Annotated in this window: 15 protein-coding genes and 1 pseudogene; 5 read left to right on the top strand and 11 right to left on the bottom strand. The window is 72.6% G+C overall.

All coding sequences use genetic code 11. The features are described from left to right. Positions 1-124, bottom strand: a 124-nt coding sequence (locus GU5_RS14580) for an HU family DNA-binding protein (RefSeq protein WP_033227992.1), incomplete at its 3' end; no start/stop codon positions are given. A gap of 275 nt (positions 125-399) precedes the next feature. On the opposite strand from GU5_RS14580, the pseudogene GU5_RS15905 reads away from it, so the two are divergent. The 3 genes and pseudogenes from GU5_RS15905 to GU5_RS14565 all read left to right on the top strand — a co-directional run bounded on the left by GU5_RS15905 (position 400) and on the right by GU5_RS14565 (position 5,131). Then, positions 400-3,853, top strand: a pseudogene (locus tag GU5_RS15905) (pyruvate carboxylase). A gap of 152 nt (positions 3,854-4,005) precedes the next feature. Further along, on the top strand, positions 4,006-4,551 hold the full coding sequence (locus GU5_RS14570) for an ASCH domain-containing protein (protein ID WP_010524939.1): 546 nt from the start codon (positions 4,006-4,008) through the stop codon (positions 4,549-4,551). A gap of 10 nt (positions 4,552-4,561) precedes the next feature. After that, complete coding sequence (locus GU5_RS14565) at positions 4,562-5,131, top strand: NUDIX hydrolase (RefSeq protein WP_010524938.1); 570 nt, start codon at positions 4,562-4,564, stop codon at positions 5,129-5,131. A gap of 105 nt (positions 5,132-5,236) precedes the next feature. On the opposite strand, the gene GU5_RS14560 is transcribed toward GU5_RS14565, so the two are convergent. From GU5_RS14560 to GU5_RS0107340, 6 genes are all read right to left on the bottom strand, one after another. Beyond that, a complete protein-coding gene (locus GU5_RS14560) occupies positions 5,237-6,118 on the bottom strand; it encodes a rhamnogalacturonan acetylesterase (RefSeq protein ID WP_010524937.1) in 882 nt (293 codons plus the stop codon). Positions 6,119-6,248: 130 nt separating this feature from the next. Next, on the bottom strand, positions 6,249-6,554 hold the full coding sequence (rpsN, locus tag GU5_RS0107360; RefSeq protein WP_010524936.1) for a 30S ribosomal protein S14: 306 nt from the start codon (positions 6,552-6,554) through the stop codon (positions 6,249-6,251). Between the two features lie 2 nt (positions 6,555-6,556). Further along, positions 6,557-6,724 carry a 50S ribosomal protein L33 gene (rpmG, locus tag GU5_RS0107355; protein WP_010524935.1) on the bottom strand — a complete coding sequence of 56 codons (168 nt, stop codon included), beginning with the start codon at positions 6,722-6,724 and terminating at the stop codon, positions 6,557-6,559. Continuing rightward, positions 6,724-6,960 (bottom strand): 50S ribosomal protein L28, encoded by a 237-nt coding sequence (gene rpmB / locus GU5_RS0107350; protein WP_010524934.1) that lies wholly within the window; start codon positions 6,958-6,960, stop codon positions 6,724-6,726. The genes rpmG and rpmB overlap by 1 nt, the downstream gene beginning before the upstream one ends. Before the next feature lie 456 nt (positions 6,961-7,416). Beyond that, the gene (locus GU5_RS0107345; RefSeq protein ID WP_237704690.1) at positions 7,417-9,954 is read right to left on the bottom strand and encodes an AAA family ATPase; all 2,538 of its coding nucleotides are present in this window, start codon (positions 9,952-9,954) and stop codon (positions 7,417-7,419) included. Positions 9,955-9,971: 17 nt separating this feature from the next. Further along, on the bottom strand, positions 9,972-10,985 hold the full coding sequence (locus tag GU5_RS0107340; protein WP_010524932.1) for an N-acetylglucosamine kinase: 1,014 nt from the start codon (positions 10,983-10,985) through the stop codon (positions 9,972-9,974). Positions 10,986-11,189: 204 nt separating this feature from the next. Between GU5_RS0107340 and GU5_RS0107335 the strand changes: the two genes are divergently transcribed. Further along, the gene (locus GU5_RS0107335; RefSeq protein WP_010524931.1) at positions 11,190-11,426 is read left to right on the top strand and encodes a hypothetical protein; all 237 of its coding nucleotides are present in this window, start codon (positions 11,190-11,192) and stop codon (positions 11,424-11,426) included. Between the two features lie 168 nt (positions 11,427-11,594). After that, positions 11,595-12,932: a phosphatase PAP2 family protein gene (locus GU5_RS0107330; RefSeq protein WP_010524930.1), complete on the top strand. Its 1,338-nt coding sequence runs from the start codon at positions 11,595-11,597 to the stop codon at positions 12,930-12,932. A 31-nt stretch (positions 12,933-12,963) separates the two neighbouring features. Here GU5_RS0107330 and GU5_RS15900 read toward each other — a convergent pair whose 3' ends face one another. The 4 genes from GU5_RS15900 to GU5_RS0107310 all read right to left on the bottom strand — a co-directional run bounded on the left by GU5_RS15900 (position 12,964) and on the right by GU5_RS0107310 (position 19,017). Further along, positions 12,964-15,621 carry an FAD-binding and (Fe-S)-binding domain-containing protein gene (locus tag GU5_RS15900; RefSeq protein ID WP_237704691.1) on the bottom strand — a complete coding sequence of 886 codons (2,658 nt, stop codon included), beginning with the start codon at positions 15,619-15,621 and terminating at the stop codon, positions 12,964-12,966. Between the two features lie 353 nt (positions 15,622-15,974). Further along, complete coding sequence (locus GU5_RS0107320; RefSeq protein ID WP_029514107.1) at positions 15,975-16,475, bottom strand: DUF3830 family protein; 501 nt, start codon at positions 16,473-16,475, stop codon at positions 15,975-15,977. A gap of 2 nt (positions 16,476-16,477) precedes the next feature. Continuing rightward, a complete protein-coding gene (locus tag GU5_RS0107315; protein WP_010524927.1) occupies positions 16,478-17,974 on the bottom strand; it encodes an amidase in 1,497 nt (498 codons plus the stop codon). 47 nt (positions 17,975-18,021) lie between these two features. Beyond that, positions 18,022-19,017: a D-2-hydroxyacid dehydrogenase gene (locus tag GU5_RS0107310; RefSeq protein ID WP_010524926.1), complete on the bottom strand. Its 996-nt coding sequence runs from the start codon at positions 19,015-19,017 to the stop codon at positions 18,022-18,024. Between the last annotated feature and the right edge of the window lie 50 nt (positions 19,018-19,067).

Genomic DNA, 19,067 nt, shown 5'->3' with positions numbered 1-19,067 from the left:
CACCCTGCGAGACCTGCGAGGTGAAGACCTCGAAGACCGCGTCCAGCACGCCGTTGACGGCGGCCTGGGAGTTGCCGGACTTCTCGGCGACGGCTGCGACGAGCTCGCTGCGGTTCATAGCCATGGTGTGTCCTCCTGGACTGGTTCGGTGGCAGTCCCCGGCATGCCGGGGCTTTCAGGACGGCAACTTACCACGCGCAACGGCTTGGACCGGCATGATTCCGCGCGATTCCGGCGTTTCGGCGAGGGTCCCTCCGATGCGAAGATGTGTCGAGGATCACGGGCGACGCCGACGCCGAGACGGTACCGTGCCTGTACTGCCGACGGTGCGCGCCGTCGGCATGACGTCCGCCGTCCGCACGATGGAGTGCGGCACGACAGAGAGGAACACCCCTCACGATGTTCTCCAAGATCCTGGTCGCCAACCGCGGAGAGATCGCCATCCGCGGTCTCCGCGCCGCCAATGAGCTGGGGGCCGGCACGGTCGCCGTCTACCCGCATGAGGATCGCAACTCATACCATCGCCAGAAGGCCGACGAGGCCTACCGCATCGGCGAGGAGGGCCATCCGGTCCGCGCCTACCTCGACGTCGACGAGATCGTCCGCGTCGCCCGCGAGGCCGGCGCCGACGCCATCTACCCCGGCTACGGATTCCTCTCCGAGAATCCGCAGCTGCCCCGCGCCGCCGCGGAGGCCGACATCGCCTTCATCGGGCCGCCCGCCGACGTGCTGGAGTCCACCGGCGACAAGATCCGTGCGCTGCGCGCCGCCCGCGAGGCTGGGGTGCCGGTGCTGGACAGCTCGGACCCCTCCGACGACGTCGACGAGCTCGTGGGCGTCGCCGAGTCCATCGGCTTCCCGATCTTCGTCAAGGCCGTCGCCGGCGGCGGCGGGCGCGGGATGCGGCGGGTCGAGACGCGCGAAGAGCTGCCCGACGCGCTGGGCGCGGCCATGCGCGAGGCCGAGACGGCCTTCGGCGATCCGACGGTCTTCCTCGAGCAGGCCGTGGTGCGGCCCCGGCACATCGAGGTCCAGGTCCTCGCCGACGCCTCCGGCGACGTGGTGCACCTCTTCGAGCGCGACTGCTCGATCCAGCGCCGGCACCAGAAGGTCGTCGAGATGGCCCCGGCGCCGGAGCTCGACGAGGAGATCCGGCAGGCGCTGTTCCGCGACGCCGTCGCCTTCGCGCGGGCCATGGGCTACCGCAACGCCGGCACGGTGGAGTTCCTGGTGGACACCGCCGGCGAGCGCGCCGGCCAGCACGTGTTCATCGAGATGAACCCACGCATCCAGGTCGAGCACACCGTCACCGAGGAGATCACCGACGTCGACCTGGTCACCGCCCAGATGCGCATCGCCGCCGGGGCGACGCTGGCCGAGCTGGAGATCCGCCAGGATGAGCTGACCGTGCGCGGCGCGGCGATGCAGTGCCGCATCACCACCGAGGATCCGCGCAACGACTTCCGGCCCGACGTCGGCACGGTCACCGCCTACCGCTCGGCCGGCGGCTCGGGCATCCGGCTCGACGGCGGCACCGTCTACAACGGCGCCGAGATCAGCCCGCACTTCGACTCGATGCTGGTGAAGCTGACCAGCCGCGGCCGCGACCGGCGGACCGCGATCCGGCGGGCCCGCCGCGCGCTGGCCGAGTTCCGCATCCGCGGGGTGACCACCAACATCGGGTTCCTGAAGAACGTGCTCGACGACGAGGACTTCCTCGCCGGGGACTTCGCCACCGACTTCATCGACCGGCGGCCCGAGCTGGCCCGGGTGAACCTGTCCAAGGACCGCGGCACGAAGGTCCTGCAGCATCTGGCCGAGACCACGGTGAACCGGCCCCACGGCCCGCGGATCGACGGCATCGACCCGCGGGACAAGCTGCCGCGCTTCCCCGGCGACAAGCGCGACGAGCCCGACCGCAGCCCCTTCGACGGACCTTCGTCGCATGCGAAGCCCGCCGGCTGGCGGGACGTGCTGCGCGCCGAGGGACCGGAGGGCTTCGCCGCCCGGCTGCGCGACCAGCAGGCGCTGGCGGTCACCGACACGACCTTCCGCGACGCGCACCAGTCGCTGCTGGCCACCCGGGTGCGCACCCGGGACCTGCTCGCCGCCGCCCCCGCGCTCTCCCACGTGATGCCCGGGCTGCTCTCGGTGGAGGCCTGGGGTGGAGCGACCTACGACGTCGCGCTGCGCTTCCTCTCCGAGGACCCGTGGCGGCGGCTGGCGCTGCTGCGCGCCGAGATGCCCACCATCCCGATCCAGATGCTGCTGCGCGGACGGAACACGGTCGGCTACACCCCTACCCGCTGGAAGTCACCGACGCGTTCGTCGCCGAGGCCGCCGAGACCGGCGTGGACATCTTCCGGATCTTCGACGCGCTGAACGACGTCGACCAGATCATCCCCGCCATCCGTGCGGTGCGGAAGACCGGCACGGCCGTGGCCGAGGCCGCGATCTGCTACACCGGCGACCTCGCCGACCCGGCGGAGGACCTCTACACGCTGGACTACTACCTGGGGCTGGCCGAGCGGATGGTCGAGGCCGGGGCGCATATCCTGGCGATCAAGGACATGGCCGGGCTGCTGCGCCCGCAGGCGGCGAAGGTCCTGGTCACCGCGCTGCGCGAACGCTTCGACCTGCCGGTGCACCTGCACACCCACGACACCGCCGGCGGACAGCTGGCCACGCTGCTGGCCGCCGCGGAGGCCGGCGTCGACGCCGTCGACGTCGCCGCCGCCTCGATGGCCTCGACGACCTCGCAGCCGCCGGCCTCCGCGCTGGTCGCCGCGCTGGAGCACACTGAGCGGGACACCGGCCTCGGGCTCGAGGCCGCCGCCTCGATGGAGCCCTACTGGGAGGCGGTGCGGGCGATCTACCGGCCGTTCGAGTCGGGGCTGCCGAGCCCGACGGGCCGCGTCTACCGGCACGAGATCCCCGGCGGACAGCTGTCCAACCTGCGGCAGCAGGCCACCGCGCTGGGGCTGGCCGAGCGCTTCGAGGACATCGAGGAGATGTACCACGCCGCCGACACCATGCTCGGCCGGCTGGTGAAGGTCACCCCGTCGTCGAAGGTCGTCGGCGACCTCGCCCTGCAGCTGGTCGGCATGGGCGTCGACCCGGCCGCGTTCGAGGCCGACCCGGGCAGCTTCGACCTGCCGGACTCGGTGATCGGCTTCCTCGCCGGGCAGCTGGGCGACCCGCCCGGCGGCTGGCCCGAGCCGTTCCGCTCGAAGGCGCTGCGCGGACGCACGGTCGACCCGGTCGAGGAGGAGCTCTCCGCCGAGGACCGCGAGGGGCTCGCCGGCGACTCCCAGACCCGGCGGGCGACGCTGAACCGCCTGCTCTTCCCCGGCCCGACGCGGGACTTCGAGACCGCGACCGACGCCTACGGCGATGTGATGGTCCTCCACACCCGCGACTTCCTCTACGGGCTGCGCAAGGGCGAGGAGCACGTGATCTCACTGGGCAGGGGCGTGCGCCTGCTGGTGACCCTGCAGTCGATCTCCGAGGCCGACGAGAAGGGGATGCGGACTGTGGTCTGCACGCTCAACGGCCAGCCGCGCCAGGTGGTCGTCCGCGACACGTCCGTGGAGGCGACGGTGCGCAGCGCCGAGAAGGCCGACCCCGCCGGCCCGGCCACGTCTCCGCGCCCTTCGCCGGGGCGGTGACGCTGGTCGTCGGCGTCGGCGACGTCGTCGGAGCCGGGGAGAACGTCGCCACCATCGAGGCGATGAAGATGGAGGCCGCGATCACCGCCCCGGTGGCCGGCACCGTCTCACGCACGGTGATCGACGGCGTCCAGCAGGTCGACGGCGGCGATCTGCTGGCGGTCCTCGACCCGGCCGAGGGCTGAGGCCGGCACGTGCAGGTCCTGCCCGGGCCCGCATGCCCCACTCCCCTTCTCCGCATCGAACGGGGGATCTACTCCCGCTATCTCGCCGATCCGGCGCGTCAGCCGTAGTAGATCCCCCGTTCGATGTTCCTCGGGGCGACTACGCTGGCCTCATGCCCTCTGCGACGGACCCGCGCCCGCTGATCGTGCCCGACGAGGCCGCGGCACGTGATCTGTGGGAGGGCTACGTCTCCACCCTCCCCGACTCCGCCGCACCGGCCGCGACCTACGCCCTCGGCCAGTTCGACGACCATCGCGCCATGGCGGACGAGCTGCTCGACCTGGTGCTGCACGGAGTCAAGACGGCGACGGCGAGCCTGCTGGCGGAGTACCGCTGGGAGGGCGAGACGCCGCCGTCGATCGGAGCGCACACTGTGTTCTGCGACGGCTCCGGCGTCCCCCGCGTCATCGTGCGCACCACCCGGCTGGAGATCCGCCGCTTCGACGCCGTCGACGCCGCCCATGCCCGCGCCGAGGGCGAGGGCGAGGGCGACCGGAGCCTGGCCCAGTGGCGCGCCGAGCACCGGGCGTTCTGGGACCGGATCTGCACAGCCGCCGGCATCCGCTTCGCCCCGGAGATGGAGGTGGTCCTGGAGCACTTCGCCGTGATCTGGCCGCCGGCCAGGGGCTCCGCACAGCACGCGGCGACGCCGGGATAAGCTGGCGAGCATGCCGACGACCTCCCGCTCTGCCCTGACCACGGCCTTCGCCGAGGACCTGGACGCCTGGCACCCGGTCGATGCCGGCCAGGATGATCTGCGGCGCCGCTATCTGGACCTGCTCGCCCATGGGGACGAGGCCTGGCGGCGGCAGCCCCGCCCGGAGCATCTGACCGCCAGCTGCTTCGTCTTCGACGCGTCCTTCACCCATGTGCTGCTCTGCTTCCACGGCAAGGGCCGGTTCTGGGTGCAGCTAGGCGGGCACATCGAGGCCGACGACGGCTCCGTCGCCGACGCCGCCTTCCGCGAGGTGGCCGAGGAGAGCGGCCTGGAGGCGGTCACCCCGGTGCGACGCATCCCGGTGGACCTGAACATCCATCCGCTCGGCTCCGGCTTCACCCGCTGCAGCGCTCACTGGGACGTGGGCTTCGCCGCCGTCGCCTCCCGCGACGCGGAGGTCCTGGTCAGCGAGGAGAGCGACGACGTCGCCTGGTGGCCGGTCGACGATCTGCCCTCCGGCATCGCCGACCAGTTCGACCAGCGGCTGGCCACGGTGCTCGCCGAGCTCGGCCGCGGCTGAACCCGACGACGCCGCCGCGCATCGAGCGGAGGATCCCTCGGGGTGTGCGGCCCGGACGGACGCCGAGACCCCGAGAGATCCCCCCGCTCGACGATCGCCGAGGCCTCAGAGCTCCTCGAGGTCCCAGCTCAGGTCCTCCTCGGCGGGCGTCCGATGGAGCCGGCGGAACGCCGTCGAGCGCACGACCCCGAGGTCCAGCAGCCCCTCGGCGACCATCCGGGCGACGACGCCGGCCCCGCGGACGGAGAAATGCGTGGGGTCCTGCTGGCCGTCCCGGGAGACGAAGCAGCGGCTGCTCTCCTCCGGCCCCAGCTGACGCCAGCGCTCCAGCGTGCGTCGCTGCAGGTCGAGCAGCGCGATCCCCTGTTCCTCGGCCACCGCGCGCACCGCCTCCGGGTACTGGCCGTGGGTGGCGACCAGCTCGCCGTCGACGACCCGCCGGCGCTCGGTGGGCGTGGCCAGCACCGGCTCGGCTCCGGCGGCGCGGGCGACCTCGAGGTGCTCACGGAGCATCTGCTGGAACGTCGACCAGGGTTCGGTGCTCCGCCGGGGGTCGCCGACGATCTCGTCGTTGTGGCCGAACTGGATGACCAGCACGTCGTCGCCGCCGAGGTCCTCGGCGATCCTCGCCAGATGCCCCTCGGCGATGAAGCTCTTGGAGCTGCGGCCGTTCTGCGCCCGGTTCTCCACGCGCAGGCGCGAGGTCGTGTAGAAGGGCAGCGCCATGCCCCAGCCGGCCATCGGATGGAGGTACTCCGGCTTCTCCGCGGCAGTGGAGTCGCCGGCGATGACCAGCCGGCGCGGGCGTCCGGCGGACTCGTCCCCGGCGGTGTCGCCCCGGGTGGTGTCGCCCGAGGCGTGCCCGGCCGTCCCGGCGTCGTCGGCGGTCGTGCCCTGCGGCACACAGCCCGCGAGTCCGACGGCGCCGGCCCCGGCCGCCAGCGCGCCCAGTGCCGTCCGTCGGGTCACCGCAGTCTGCTCGTCCATGGCCGTCTCACCTCCCGAGGAGTCCGCCCCAGGATACGACGACGGCCCCCTGCCGCGATCCGTGCAGGATGCGGCAGGGGGCCGTCGGATGCTCGCTCAGCGCGACGTCAGCGGCTGTGCGCGGCGGAAGTCACCAGGAGGACTTCTGGATGCCGGGCAGCTCGCCGTTGTGCGCCATGTTGCGGAAGCGGATGCGGGAGACGCCGAACTTCCGGAACGTGCCGCGCGGGCGGCCGTCGATCGAGTCGCGGTCGCGGACGCGGACCGGCGAGGCGTCGCGCGGCAGCTTCTGCAGGCCCAGGCGGGCCTCCTCGCGCTGCTCGTCGGTCGAGTTCGGGTCGACCAGCTGCTTGCGGAGCTGGCGGCGCTTCTCGGCGTAGCGCTCGACGATGACCTTGCGCTGCTCGTTCTTCGCGATCTTCGACTTCTTCGCCATGATCAGCGCTCCTCTCGGAAGTCGACGTGCTTGCGGACAACCGGGTCGTACTTCTTCAGCACGATGCGATCCGGGTTGTTGCGACGGTTCTTGCGGGTCACGTAGGTGAAGCCCGTGCCGGCCGTCGACTTCAGCTTGATGATGGGACGTACGTCCTTCTCCTTGGCCATCAGACCTTCTCCCCCTTCTGGATCAGCTCGGCGACGACCGTGTCGATGCCGCGGGCGTCGATGGTCTTGATGCCCTTCACAGACAGGTTCAGCGTGACGTGACGCCCCAGAGAGGGCACCCAGTAGCGCTTCTTCTGGATGTTCGGGTCGAACCGGCGCTTGGTGCGACGGTGCGAGTGGGAGACGTTGTAGCCGTACTGCGGCCCCACTCCGGTCACCTGGCAATGTGCTGCCATGATCACTCCTCCAACATAAGTACGTAATGAATACGGGCGGCGCCCGCGAGCGCACGCGTCGACCGTCCCCTCTCAGGGCCGGGCGGACCCGCGCATTCGTCGAGCCGGTTCCCGCCACCAGTTGTGACACCGTTACTTACGAGGACGGACCAGGCTGGGTGAGATCCAACCGAAGTGCCTTCTCATCGCGGACGAAACACGGTGGTGCAGTTGCTTGTGGCGCGCTGGAATCCAGGCTTCACAATCGGCCGGGCTGCTTTCCGGCGCCGAGTCCACCCGCAGGCACGACGTCCGATCGGAGAGCTCCGATCCTCCGTCACGACACACGCGTGGGCACAGCACAGCACGGCTTGCGACGTTCCATGGTAGCCCGCCCCCGCCGCCGGGGCAAAGCGGCATCACGACGACAGGCGCCACGACCAGCGCCGACGACGTCGACGCCGGCGGCCGCGTCGGTCAGCCCGCCTGCGCCCAGGCGAGGAAGTCCTCGGCGACCAGCACCGGCTTCTCGTACTGCCGGGCCTTCTTCGCCTTGTTCGACTGGGTGCCCAGCTCGGCGACCACCAGCGCGTCGCAGCGCGTCTTCGTCACCGTGTCCACCGGCTGCAGCCCGCGCTCGGCGGCCAGCCCGTGCATCTGCTCCCGCGACCATATCCTCCCGGTCGGATCTGCGGCGTCGCCGGTGAAGCAGACCCGCACGCCGGGGCCGAGCACCAGATCGGCCGCGGTCCCCGAGGCCACCGCGTCGGGGTCATGGACAGGATGCCCCAGATGCCGCTCCACGCCGGCCAGCCGCTCGGCCAGCTCGCGCGGGACCGACTGCTCGGCCAGTCCGGCGCGCAGCTGCTCGGCGACCAGGCGGCGCGCCGTCGCGGTCCAGAACTCCTCGGCGTCGCGCCGCGGCGTCGCCGACGGCTCCGCGCCGAGCAGCGACGCGCCGACTTCCCGGCCGACGTCGAGGATCGCTGCTAGCTGCGGCCGGTCGGCGAACGCCGGCGCCGGGATCTGCGGGTCCCGGGTGAGCAGCCGCCCGGCCTCGGCGGCGCCGTCGTCCACATCCTGGTCCCGCCCCTGGTCCTGGTCCCGCCCCTGGTCCTCGAGATCGGGCTCCCCCGCCCCGGGGTCCGCGAACCCGGTGGCCCCTGCCTCGGAGCCGCTTCCGGCGGCATGGGCCTGCAGCGCGGCCCGGGCCCGGTCCAGCGCCCGCGGAGCGTCGAGACCGCGGCGGACCTCGGCCGGCAGCGGATCCCGGCGGTCCGCGGCGTCGCCGACCTCCACACCGAAGGGCATCGGCTCGCCGCTGCCCAGCCGCTTGCGCTCGAAGTCCAGCAGCCCCAGCGTGGCGTCGACGTCGGCGCCGACCGGCGTGCAGCCGGCCACCGCGGGGCCGATCAGCGCCCAGGCCTGCTCCAGCGTCGGGGCGGCGAGCACGTCGGCGGCGCTGATGCCGAAGCGGGTGCGCGCGTCGGCGAGATCGCGCTGCGGGTCGATCAGCGTGCTGATCGCGGTGCCGTCGTCGAAGGCGACGGCGAGCTCCACCGGCCGGGGCCGCGAGCGTGCGCCCTCCTCGCCGACGGCGAGCAGGCCGATCCCGCAGCGCCGTGCGGGCGCCGACCCGCCGGGCCCCTCGCCGCCGTCGGCCGATCCCGCCGAGCCCGCCGATCCGGCACGACGCAGGAAGCGCAGGATCCGCCGGTCGGTCTTCATGTCCTTCGGCCGCACGCCGCGGCGCAGGACGAGTCCGTCCAGCGAGGTCACCCGGCTCAGCGCCACGTAGAGCTGCCCGACGGCGAAGGTGCCGCCGGTGAGGTCGACGATCAGCCGATCCAGCGTCTGCCCCTGGCTCTTGTGGATGGTGATCGCCCAGGCCAGCGCGAAGGGCAGCTGGGTGAAGGTGCCGACCACCTGCTGGGTGAGACTGCCCGAGGAGACCACCGGGCGGGTGATGTCCCAGGTGTGCGGGGCGACGTCGACCACCGCGCCGTCGCGCAGCTGCACCTGCACCGTCGGCTCGTCGTCGGCGGTGGTGGACACGTCGACGATCCGGCCCATGGTGCCGTTGACCCAGCGCCCCGCCGGGTCGTTGGTCAGCAGCATGATCTGCGCGCCGAGTTTGTACGCCAGCTGCTCGTCGGTGGGTCGGTCGAAGCCGTCCAGCTCGCCGGTGGTCCGCGCCGTGGAGACCCGCAGATCCGCCGGGAGCCGGTCGAGCTGCCGCCTGTTGCGAGCGGTGGCCATCCGGTTGGTGGTCGTCAGCGTCAGCCAGAACTCGTCGGTCGGCGGCTCGAACTCGGCGTCGACGCGGGCGTTGAGCTCGCCGCGGGCTCCGCCGAGCAGCACGCCCTCGCGGATCGAGTTCAGCACCCCGGTCAGCCGCTCGTCGCCGACCTGCCGGAAGACCCGGGTCAGCACCAGGGTCGGGAAGTCCTCCTCGCGCCAGCGGTCGGCGGAGAAGAAGTACGGCGTCTCGTAGCGGGTGCTGAAGTACTCGCGCTCGGCGTCGGTGACCACCGGCGGCAGCTGCAGCAGGTCGCCGACCAGCACCAGCTGCACGCCGCCGAAGCGCTCCCCCGGCCGCGGGCCGAAGCGCTCCAGCGCGGCGACGAGCTGGTCGAGCAGATCGGCGCGGACCATCGAGGCCTCGTCGATGACCAGGGTGTCCAGCGCCTGCAGGGTCTTCGCGAAGCGCCCGGGGCGGTAGCGGCCGGAGGCGACGTCCTCGACGGTCAGTCCCGGGCGCAGCCCGAAGAGCCGGTGGACGGTCCATCCGCCGACGTTCAGCGCGGCGATGCCGGTGGGCGCGGCGACGACGGCGGTGCGCTCGGTGGTGCGCAGGAACTCGCGGACCAGCGTCGACTTGCCGGTGCCGGCGCGGCCGGTGAGGAACAAGCTCTGGCCGGCCTCGAGCAGCTCGAAGGCGCGGTCGAACTCGGCAGTGTGCTCCAGCCCCTGATCCGTCGCCGCGGAGTGAGACGACGCGGGGTGAGACGACACGGGGTGCTCGCCCGCGCTCATCCGGCCGCTCCCCTGTCTCGGCCAGCTCGGCCAGCTCGGGCGATGCGCGGCTGCAGCGGGTGGTCGGCGGCGAGCCCGGCGAGCAGCTCGGCGCCGTCGACGCCCTCGCCGCGGGCGGCGACCACCCGGGCGGCCGGGACGTCCTCGGCCAGCCGGGCGGTGAACTGCTCGCGGATCGGCGGCGAGTCGAAGACGCCGCCGGTGACGGCGACGTCGACGCCCTGCTGCGCCGGCTCGCCGACCCGACGCAGCGCAGTGCGCGCCGAGGTGACCAGTTCCTCCGCCGCCTCGGCGCAGACGGCCGCGGCGACGGCGTCGTCGGCGGCCAGCCGGCTGACCTCGGCGGCGAAGGAGGCGACGACGCTGACCTGCCGCGGATCAGACTGCAGGGCGATGTAGGCGGACTCCAGGTCCTCCCACCGTCGGCGGACCCCCTCGGTCAGGGCGGTGGCCGGGCCGCGTCCGTCGTGGGCGCGCATCACCCGGATCAGCGCCTGCCGTCCGATCCAGTGCGCGCTGCCGGCGTCGCCCATGATGTGGCCCCAGCCGTCCACGCGGGCGACGGCCTCGCGGCCGATGCCCAGGGTGACCACGCCGGTGCCCGCGGCGACGACGGCTCCACGTGCGTCACCCAGCGCGCCCAGGGCGGAGGTGACCGAGTCGTGGGTCAGCAGCACAGTGTGCGGCGCCTCTGCACCCGGGGCATCGCCCGGCGTCGCACCCTCCAGCAGGTCGACGACGTCGCGCGCTCCGTCGGTGAGCCCGGAGACGCCGACGGCGACGGTCCCGACGCTGGTGCCCGACTCGGTGATCGCCTGCCGGATCCGCGCCCGCAGCTGCGGCGGCAGCGGACGGTCGGTCCGCACTCCGTCCAGGCGCAGCTCCCGCCGGGCGCCGTCGGACGCGACGATCCGGGCCTTGGTGCTGGTCTGGCCGGCGTCGACGGCCAGCAGCACCTCCTGCACGGAAGACGCCTGCGCTGCGTCGGCATCGCGCGCGGCTGAGGTCACGTCGGGCTCCTGTCGGGTTCGGCCGGGGCCGGAGCGGCGCCCCGGCATGCCGTCCATTCTAGGGACGTCGTGGCGATGCCGCCCGCCGTCACGCGCATGCCGACGACTTTGGACAGGGACATGCCGAGTCACGCTCCTGGCCGACGATGATCGCAGAACCTAGGCTCGTCCGAGACGACCGCATCGAGAGAGGACGACGACTGCATGAAGATCTCCGACATCACCTTCCCCCTCGTCGCAGCCGTCGGCGTCGGGATCCTGTTCACCCTGGAGACGACCACTCCGATCGATCTCAACCCGACGGCGGTGAACAGCATGTCCGACGAGGGGTTCTCAGTCTCAGGACTCTTGAAGGCGACCGGATTCGGACTTCTCCTGGGCATCGTCGGGACGGCGCTCGACCGCTGGCGCCGGAGCCGCCGGCGCGACGCAGCACGCTGAGCACGGCGCCGCTCCTGCCGGTCGACGCCGACCGGCCGAAACGACTCTCCTCATGAGCGTCTTCTCGTGGTCGCGTGTCGTTCACCAAGCGTTCTGATCCGCCCGACATCCTGCTGTGGGCCTGATCGGCCGCGACGAACACACGCATCACGACTGCAGAGGAGACCCGTGCAGACAGACAGCAGGACCACACTCCGGCGGTTCGCCGCGCTCGGCCTGGGAGCCGGGCTGCTCGTCCCGAGCCTCGCCGGCTGTGCCCCGGGCGCCACGGCCGACGGGGCGGGCGACGACCAGTCGACCGCCGAGCCCCCCGACGCCGCCGAGTCGCCGGAGGCCTCGGCACGTTCGGAGAGTCCGGACGCCGCTGAGGTCTCCTACGCCTCGGACGAGACCACGAGCACGGGGTCACAGGAGGACCCCGACCCGGACAACTGGTCCATCCGCATGCTCGACGTCTTCGACACGCTGCGCACCGACGGCGAGCACGCCGGGTCGGGGAACGAGGAGGTGATGACCTACAACGACGACATCACCGTCGAGATCAACACCACGGCCTCCGCGGAGGAGCACGAGCGCGCGATCACCGACCAGTACGGCGACATGTCACTGACGATGGCCGACGGGCTGGGCGAGGAGCTCGGCGCGATCTACGAGCAGGCCATGGAGGCCGGCGAGCTGCCGCTCACGCAGAAGCTGCTGTCCAAGGACGGCGGCATGATCGGCGCCCAGGCCTCGACGAACCCGCCGAAGACCTATTTCGACGTCGACCGGCCGTACCTGCAGATGAACATGGTCGACGGCGAGCTCGTGCACAGCACCGAGGAGGGCGGGCGCCTGACGCTGGTGGACGAGGAGGGCGGCGACGCCTGGGACTCCACCAGCGGCGCCTTCCCGTCAGGACACACCTCGCAGGCCTACTGGCAGGGCACCGCCCTGGCCACGATGCTCCCCGAGCTCGCGCCGCAGATCCTCGCCCGCACCGCGGAGGCCGGGGACAACCGCATCGTCATGGGCGCCCACTACGCGCTCGACGTCATCGGCGGCCGGATGATGGGCCAGAAGATCGTCCAGCTGCGCTGGGCCGACGACGAGTTCGCCGAGCTCATGGAGGACGCCTCCGAGGAGCTGCGAGGCGTGCTCGAGGAGGAGTGCGGCACCGCGCTGGAGACCTGCGTCGCGCAGGACGAACCGTACATGAGCACCGACGAGGCGCTGGACTACTACGAGGACAAGATGAGCTACGACTTCCCGCTGGCCGGCGAGACCGGCGAGGAGGTCGTCGTCCCCGAGGGCGCCGAGTCGCTGCTGGCCACCAGCCGCCCGGACCTGACCGACGAGCAGCGCCGCGAGGTGCTGGCGCTGACTGCGACCGAGTCGGGGCACCCGCTCGACGCGGGCGAGGAGGAGAGCTGGCAGCGGCTGAACCTCGCCGCGGCGATGAGCGCGGAGATCACCGTCGGCGAGGATGGGGCCGTCTCCCTCGTCGAGAACGGCCCGGACGACTGACGCGGCGCCTCCTCGCGACGTCGCCGGAGACTCAGACGGCTCCGGCGGCGCGCGAGGGCGCCCGCTCGGCGAAGAGCTCGGCCAGGTGCCGCGCCTCGACGTCGGCGAGGTCGTCGAGCTGGATCCGGCAGGACATCCCGTCGGCCAGCACCACCGTCTCCGGATCCTCGGCGCGGGCGGAGCGGACCGCCGGCAGCAGGTGGGTCTCGGCGACGTCGACGCTGACCTCGTAGTGGCCGGCCTCGACGCCGAAGTTCCCGGCCAGCCCGCAGCAGCCGGACACGTCCTCGACCTGCGCTCCGGCCGCCTCGAGCAGCGCCCGGTCCGCCGACCAGCCCACCACCGCCCGCTGGTGGCAGTGCGGCTGCGCCAGCGCCCGCACCCCGGCCAGCTCCGGCAGCTCGACACGTCCTGCCGCGTGCAGCTCGGTGACGAGCTCGGCGAAGCTGCGCACTCCGGCGGCGACGTCGCGAGCCTCGGGCCGGGACGTCAGCTCCAGGACGTCGGAGCGCAGCGTGGCCAGGCAGGAGGGCTCCAGCGCCAGCACCGGCGCGCCGGTGGCCAGATGTCCGGCGAGCAGACCGACGACGCCGTCGACGAGCCCGCGGGCCTGATCCAGCTGGCCGGTGGTGATCCAGGGCAGCCCGCAGCAGCCGTGCTGCTCGATGACGCGGACCTGAAGACCCTGCCCGCGCAGATACTCGATGGCCGCGCGGCCGGACTGCGGGAAGAAGTGGTCGGTGAAGGAGTCGGCCCAGACCCAGACGTCGGGCGCCGGCGAGGCCGCAGTCGCCGCCGCGGGCGCCTTGCTCCGGGCATCCTTCGTCGCCTCCCGCACCTCCTTCCGAGCACCCCGACGCAGCGTGGTCTCGGCGAACTGCGGGACTCCGCGCCGCGGCTCCATGCCGGCGATCCGCTTGGCGATGCCGGCCAGCGGCTCCACGCCGCTGACCCGGTTGAGCAGCTTCGCCGACGGCGCGGCCAGCCGGGCCCAGAAGGGCAGCCTCCCCAGGAAGTAGTGGGCCCGCGGGCGGCGCCGCTTCTCCGGGCCGACGTCGTAGGTCTGGTGCAGCGCCTCGGACTTATAGGCGGCCATGTCCACGCCGGCCGGGCAGTCGACGGCGCAGCCCTTGCACGACAGGCAGAGGTCCAGCGCCTCGTGGACGGCCGGATCGGCCAGCCCGTCGACCAGCGAGCCGTCGACGGCCTCCTGCAGGATGCGCCCGCGTCCGCGCGTGGAGTCCTTCTCCTGACCGGTGGCCAGATAGGACGGGCACATCACCGAGGAGGTCTGCGGGGCGACGCATTTGCCCACGCCGGTGCACCGGTGCACTGCGGCGGCGAAGTCGCCGTCGTCGTGGCGCATCCGCAGCCCGGGCCAGGGCAGCTGCGCGGCCGGCCGCACCGGACGCAGGTCCTGGGTGTTGGACACCGGGTCGGCGATGATGCCGGGATTCAGCAGCCCGTCGGGATCGCAGAGCTGCTTGGCCGCGGAGAAGAGCTCCCGCGAGGTCTCGTCGTACATCGTCTCCAGCAGCGAGGAGCGCACCCGCCCGTCGCCGTGCTCGCCGGAGAGCGATCCGCCGACCTCGGCCAGCCGTTCGGCGCAGGCGTCGAGGAACTCGGCGAAGACCCCGGTGGAGTCCGGGTCCCCGGCGTGGAAGGGGAAGTCGATGCGGCAGTGGATGCAGCCGTCGCCGAAGTGCCCGTAGGGATAGCCGTGCAGCCCGAACTGCTCGAGCAGGGACTCGAACTCGCGCATCCAGGAGCCCAGCTGCTCGGGCGGCACCGCGGCGTCCTCCCAGCCGGAGTGGGCCGGGGTGTCCAGGCTGACGCCGGCCAGTCCGGCGCCGTCGGCGCGGATTCCCCAGAGCGCGGCGGCCTCGGCGGTCGAATCCACCACGCGCGTGCCGACCGCCCCGGAGGCGTCGCGGACGGCGGCCAGGACGTCGGCGGCGTCCTCGCCGGCGGCCTCGACGAAGAGCCAGCTGCGCCCGTTCGGCAGATCCGGGACCGGCTTGCCCGCGCCGCGCACCAGGTTCACCAGCCGAGAGTCCATGCCCTCGCAGGCGATCAGCCGGCCGGGCGCGGCCTGCAGCAGAGCCGGCACCGCATCCGCGGCCTCGCCGACGTCGGGATAGCCGAGCACCAGCAGCAGCCGGTTCGGCTCGTCGGCGACCAGATTGACCTCGGCCTCCAGCAGCGTGGCCAGCGTGCCCTCGGTGCCGACCAGGAAGCGATCGACGCGGCCGCGGTGCTCGGGCAGCAGGTGCTCCAGCGAATAGCCGCTGACCTGCCGGTCGAAGCGGCCGAAGTGGGTGCGGATGTGAGCGAGGTTCTCCTGCGCCAGCTCCGCCAGCGACGCCGCGGTGGAACCGGGAGCGGAGGTCAGCCCCGTGGAGTCGGCGCTCAGCGAGGCGAGCTCGCCGTTGCCGAAGAGCACCTGCGCCGAGACCAGGTTGTCCACCGTCCGCCCGTAGCCGAGCGCGCGCGTGCCGCAGGCGTTGTTGCCGATCATCCCGCCGATCGTGCAGCGAGTGTGGGTCGAGGGATCGGGGCCGAAGCGCAGCCCGTGGGCGGCGACGGCGCACTGCAGCTGCGCGTGCACGACGCCGGGCTGCACTCTGGCGGTGCGGGCCTCGGGATCGATCTCCAGGATCCCGTCGAGGTCCCGGGTGTCGACGACGATCCCCTCACCGACGGCGTTGCCGGCGATCGAGGTGCCGCCCCGCGCAGGGTCAGCGGCACGCCGAGCTCGCGGGAGACCTCGTGGACGGCATGGAGCTGCTCGACGTGGTCGGGGCGGGCGACGACCTGCGGCACCACCCGATAGAGGCTGGCGTCGGAGGAGTACATGCCCCGGGTCAGCGTCGAGTCGTCCACGCCGCCCACGCCGGCGGCGCGCAGCCTCTCGGCGATCTGCCGGCCGGCGTCGACGTCGTCGTCACGCTGGGCGAGCGTCGCGGTCACCTGCAGCTCCTCTCCCCCGGCATGCCGGGTCCAGTCCTCCGGGCCCGATCGTCCGGGCCCGGCCTTCCGAGCTCAGCCCTCCAGACGGCTGAAGGCCAGCGTCTCGCCCCGGGCGCCGTCCATCCAGATGGAGGCGCAGGCGGCGGCCATCTCCTCCAGCCCCTCCTCCACTGTGGCGACCACTGTGCCGGGGATCCACCCCTGGTCACCGTTGATCAGCAGATTGTTCCGCCCGTAGAACAGCGCCAGATCCACCAGGTCGCCGGTGCCGGCCTCGGAGTCGGCATCATATCCGTAGGCCGGATTGCCCAGCTGCTCAGGAGTGAAGTGAAAATAGCAGATGTCACCAGGAATAGGAGTCACCGTGGTGTTCTCCCGGGTGTCCCCGATCCCGCCGAACGGCGGGACCAGCGCATAGATCTCGTTGCGGGCGTACTTGCCGTGATAGACCTGCCCGGACTGCGGCAGAGCCTCCCACACCGCATCAGCAGTGCGCGGGGCCTGCTCGTCCAGGAGTCGTGCCGTGCAGCTGACTCCGCGCCGGGTCAGCTCGATCCTCAGCCGACGGGCCATGCTCACCTCCCGATGCTCGTGGTCTGGTCGGCGGACCCCGAGTCGGCGGCCGCGCCGAATCCCGCCTCGACGCCGGACGCGCGACGCCGCGCCTCGTCGAGCTCCACCGGGCGGGCGAAGCCCTCGCCGGCGGCCCGCTCGTAGGCGCGCGCGGCGCGCAGCACCAGCCGGTCCTGCGTCCGCGCCCCGACGATCTGCAGACCGACCGGCATGCCCGTCGAGGTGGTCCCGCAGGGCACCGAGGCGCCCGGCTGCTGAGTCATGTTGAACGGATAGGTGTAGGGCGTCCAGCTGGTCCAGGACTCCGACCCCCACCCCTCCGGCGTCTGCCGCTCCTTGCTGAAGGCGGTGATCGGCATCGTCGGAGTGACCAGCAGGTCATAGGTCTCGTGGAAGGCGCCCATGCGCACGCCCATGTCCATGCGCCGGGCCGTCGCCCCCAGATAGTCCAGCGCGGAATCGTCCAGATGCTGTTCGATGCCCCGACGCAGCCCCGGGTCGACCCGCTCGAGCGCGTCCGGGCCGAAGGGCTCGAGGACCTTCGCCGCCCCGGTGAACCAGAGGATGTGGAAGGCCTCCACCGGATCCGACAGCCCCGGGTCGACCTGCTCCACCGTCGCCCCCTGGGCCGCCAGGACCTCGACCGCCTCGGCGACGAGCCGCTCGACCTCCGGATCGTTGCTGCCGAAGCCCAGCGTCGGCGAGTAGGCGATGCGCAGCCCGGCGATCCCGTCCTCGAGCCCCTCGGTGAAGGACGCCGTCGGCATCGGCAGCGCCGACCAGTCGCGCGAGTCGAAGCCGGAGATGACGTCCAGCAGCACCGCCGCATCGGTGACCGTCCGGGCCATCGGACCGGCGTGGGCCAGCGTGCCGAAGGGCGAGGAAGGGTACATCGGCACCGTGCCGTAGGTGGGCTTCAGCGCCACTGTGCCGGTGAAGGAGGCGGGGATGCGCACCGATCCGCCGCCGTCGGTGCCCACCGCCCAGGCGCCCATCCCGGAGGCCACTGCGGCCGCGGCGCCTCCCGAGGAGCCGCCCGGCGTCGTCGTCGTGTCCCACGGGTTGCCGGTGGCCCCGTGGCGCAGGCTGTCGGTGGTGCCCTTCCACGCGAACTCCGGGGTCGTCGTCTTGCCCAGCCGCACAGCCCCGGCCTCGCGCAGCCGAGCCACGCAGGGCGCGTCGAAGTCCAGCGCGTCGTCGTCGGCGTCGAGCAGCCGGCTGCCCTTCACCGTGGGAGCTCCGACGGTGGGGAACATGTCCTTGATCGTCATCGGCACGCCGTCGGCCGGCCCGAGCGGCCTCCCCTGCGCCCAGCGCGCCTCGGACTCGCGAGCGGCGGTCAGCGCGGCCTCGTCCTCGACCAGCACGAAGGCGTTGAGCGACGCGTCCCGGGCGTGGATCCGAGCCAGGCACGCCTCGGCGGCCTCCACCGGGGACAGGTCGCCCGCGCGGTACCCCGCGACGAGCTCGACGGCCGTCATCTCAGCCGGATCCCTCATGCCACTACCTCCTCGGAAGCCGGGCGCCGCGGTCGCGGGCGCCTCACTCAGGTGCGGGGCACGTAGCCCCTCTCCTTGTCGACCACGTTGGCCAGCGGCTCGCGATCGAGCCACCGCCGCGCGTTGTCGAGGAACTGCTCGGCCAGCGCGTCGCGCCAGCCGACGACGTCGCCGGACATGTGCGCCGAGAGCAGCACGTCCTCCCGCCCCCAGAGCGGGGAGTCCTCCGGCAGCGGCTCGACGGCGAAGACGTCCAGGGTGGCGAAGCCCAGCGGCCCGGAGTCCAGAGCCTCGACCAGGGCGGCCTCGTCCACGGATTCGCCGCGGCCGATGTTGACCAGATGCGCACCCTCGGCGACGGCGGACAGCGCGTCCCCGTCGATCAGTCCGCGGGTCTGCGGGGTCAGCGGGGCGGCGTTGATGATGTGGTCGGCCGCCCCGATGTGCGCGGCGAGGTCCTCGCTGGCGATCACCGTGCCGAAGTCGGGATCGTCCGAGCGGGCGGTGCGGCCGGCGGCGAAGACCTCCACGCCGACGGCGCGCAGCAGCGTCGCGATCTCGCGGCCGATGGCGCCGGTGCCGATGACCAGCGCAGTGCTGCCGCGCACCTGATGCGTCTCGCGGTGCTCCCAGACGCCGTCGTGCTGACGGGTGAGGCTGCCGGCGAAGTCCTTGGCCCGGGCGATGACCGCCCCGAGCACGTACTCGGCGATGGGGCGGTCGAAGATGCCCTGCGCGTTGGTGACCACCACGTCGGATGCGATCAGCTCGTCGAAGAGCATCTTGTCGACGCCGGCGGCGGCCACATGGATCCAGCGCAGCGCGTCGGCGGCGTGCCAGGCGTCGGAGACGGCGCTGGAGAAGAAGTCCCAGAGGAATAGGGCGTCGGCGCCGCGCAGTCCGTCGGCGAGGTCCTCGGCGACGACGGTGCGGATCTCCGCCCGGTCGCGGAGCGTGTCGAGCCCGGCGGGGGCGTCGGCGCCGTCGACGCCGTCGACACCGGCGGGGCACAGGACTGTGACGACCGGCAGAGTGCTCGCCATCGGTCACCTCCGGGTGCTGTCGAGGGGCCTCGGGGCCTCCGCCGGCGCCC

The sequence above is a fragment of the Nesterenkonia sp. F genome (genome assembly GCF_000220985.1).
In the GTDB taxonomy this organism is placed as follows: Bacteria; Actinomycetota; Actinomycetes; order Actinomycetales; family Micrococcaceae; genus Nesterenkonia.
Note: the sequence above shows the minus strand (reverse complement) of the source record. Positions and strands in the feature narration are given on the sequence as shown.

What these genes read in the sequence shown, in the direction of transcription:
- GU5_RS14565 (WP_010524938.1), top strand. Translation starts at nt 4,562, where the DNA reads ATGCCGACGACCTCCCGCTCTGCCCTGACCACGGCCTTCGCCGAGGAC.
- rpsN (WP_010524936.1), bottom strand. Translation starts at nt 6,554, where the DNA reads ATGGCGAAGAAGTCGAAGATCGCGAAGAACGAGCAGCGCAAGGTCATC.
- rpmB (WP_010524934.1), bottom strand. Translation starts at nt 6,960, where the DNA reads ATGGCAGCACATTGCCAGGTGACCGGAGTGGGGCCGCAGTACGGCTAC.
- GU5_RS0107335 (WP_010524931.1), top strand. Translation starts at nt 11,190, where the DNA reads ATGAAGATCTCCGACATCACCTTCCCCCTCGTCGCAGCCGTCGGCGTC.
- GU5_RS0107310 (WP_010524926.1), bottom strand. Translation starts at nt 19,017, where the DNA reads ATGGCGAGCACTCTGCCGGTCGTCACAGTCCTGTGCCCCGCCGGTGTC.
- GU5_RS0107315 (WP_010524927.1), bottom strand. Translation starts at nt 17,974, where the DNA reads ATGAGGGATCCGGCTGAGATGACGGCCGTCGAGCTCGTCGCGGGGTAC.
- GU5_RS14570 (WP_010524939.1), top strand. Translation starts at nt 4,006, where the DNA reads ATGCCCTCTGCGACGGACCCGCGCCCGCTGATCGTGCCCGACGAGGCC.
- GU5_RS14560 (WP_010524937.1), bottom strand. Translation starts at nt 6,118, where the DNA reads ATGGACGAGCAGACTGCGGTGACCCGACGGACGGCACTGGGCGCGCTG.
- rpmG (WP_010524935.1), bottom strand. Translation starts at nt 6,724, where the DNA reads ATGGCCAAGGAGAAGGACGTACGTCCCATCATCAAGCTGAAGTCGACG.
- GU5_RS0107320 (WP_029514107.1), bottom strand. Translation starts at nt 16,475, where the DNA reads ATGGCCCGTCGGCTGAGGATCGAGCTGACCCGGCGCGGAGTCAGCTGC.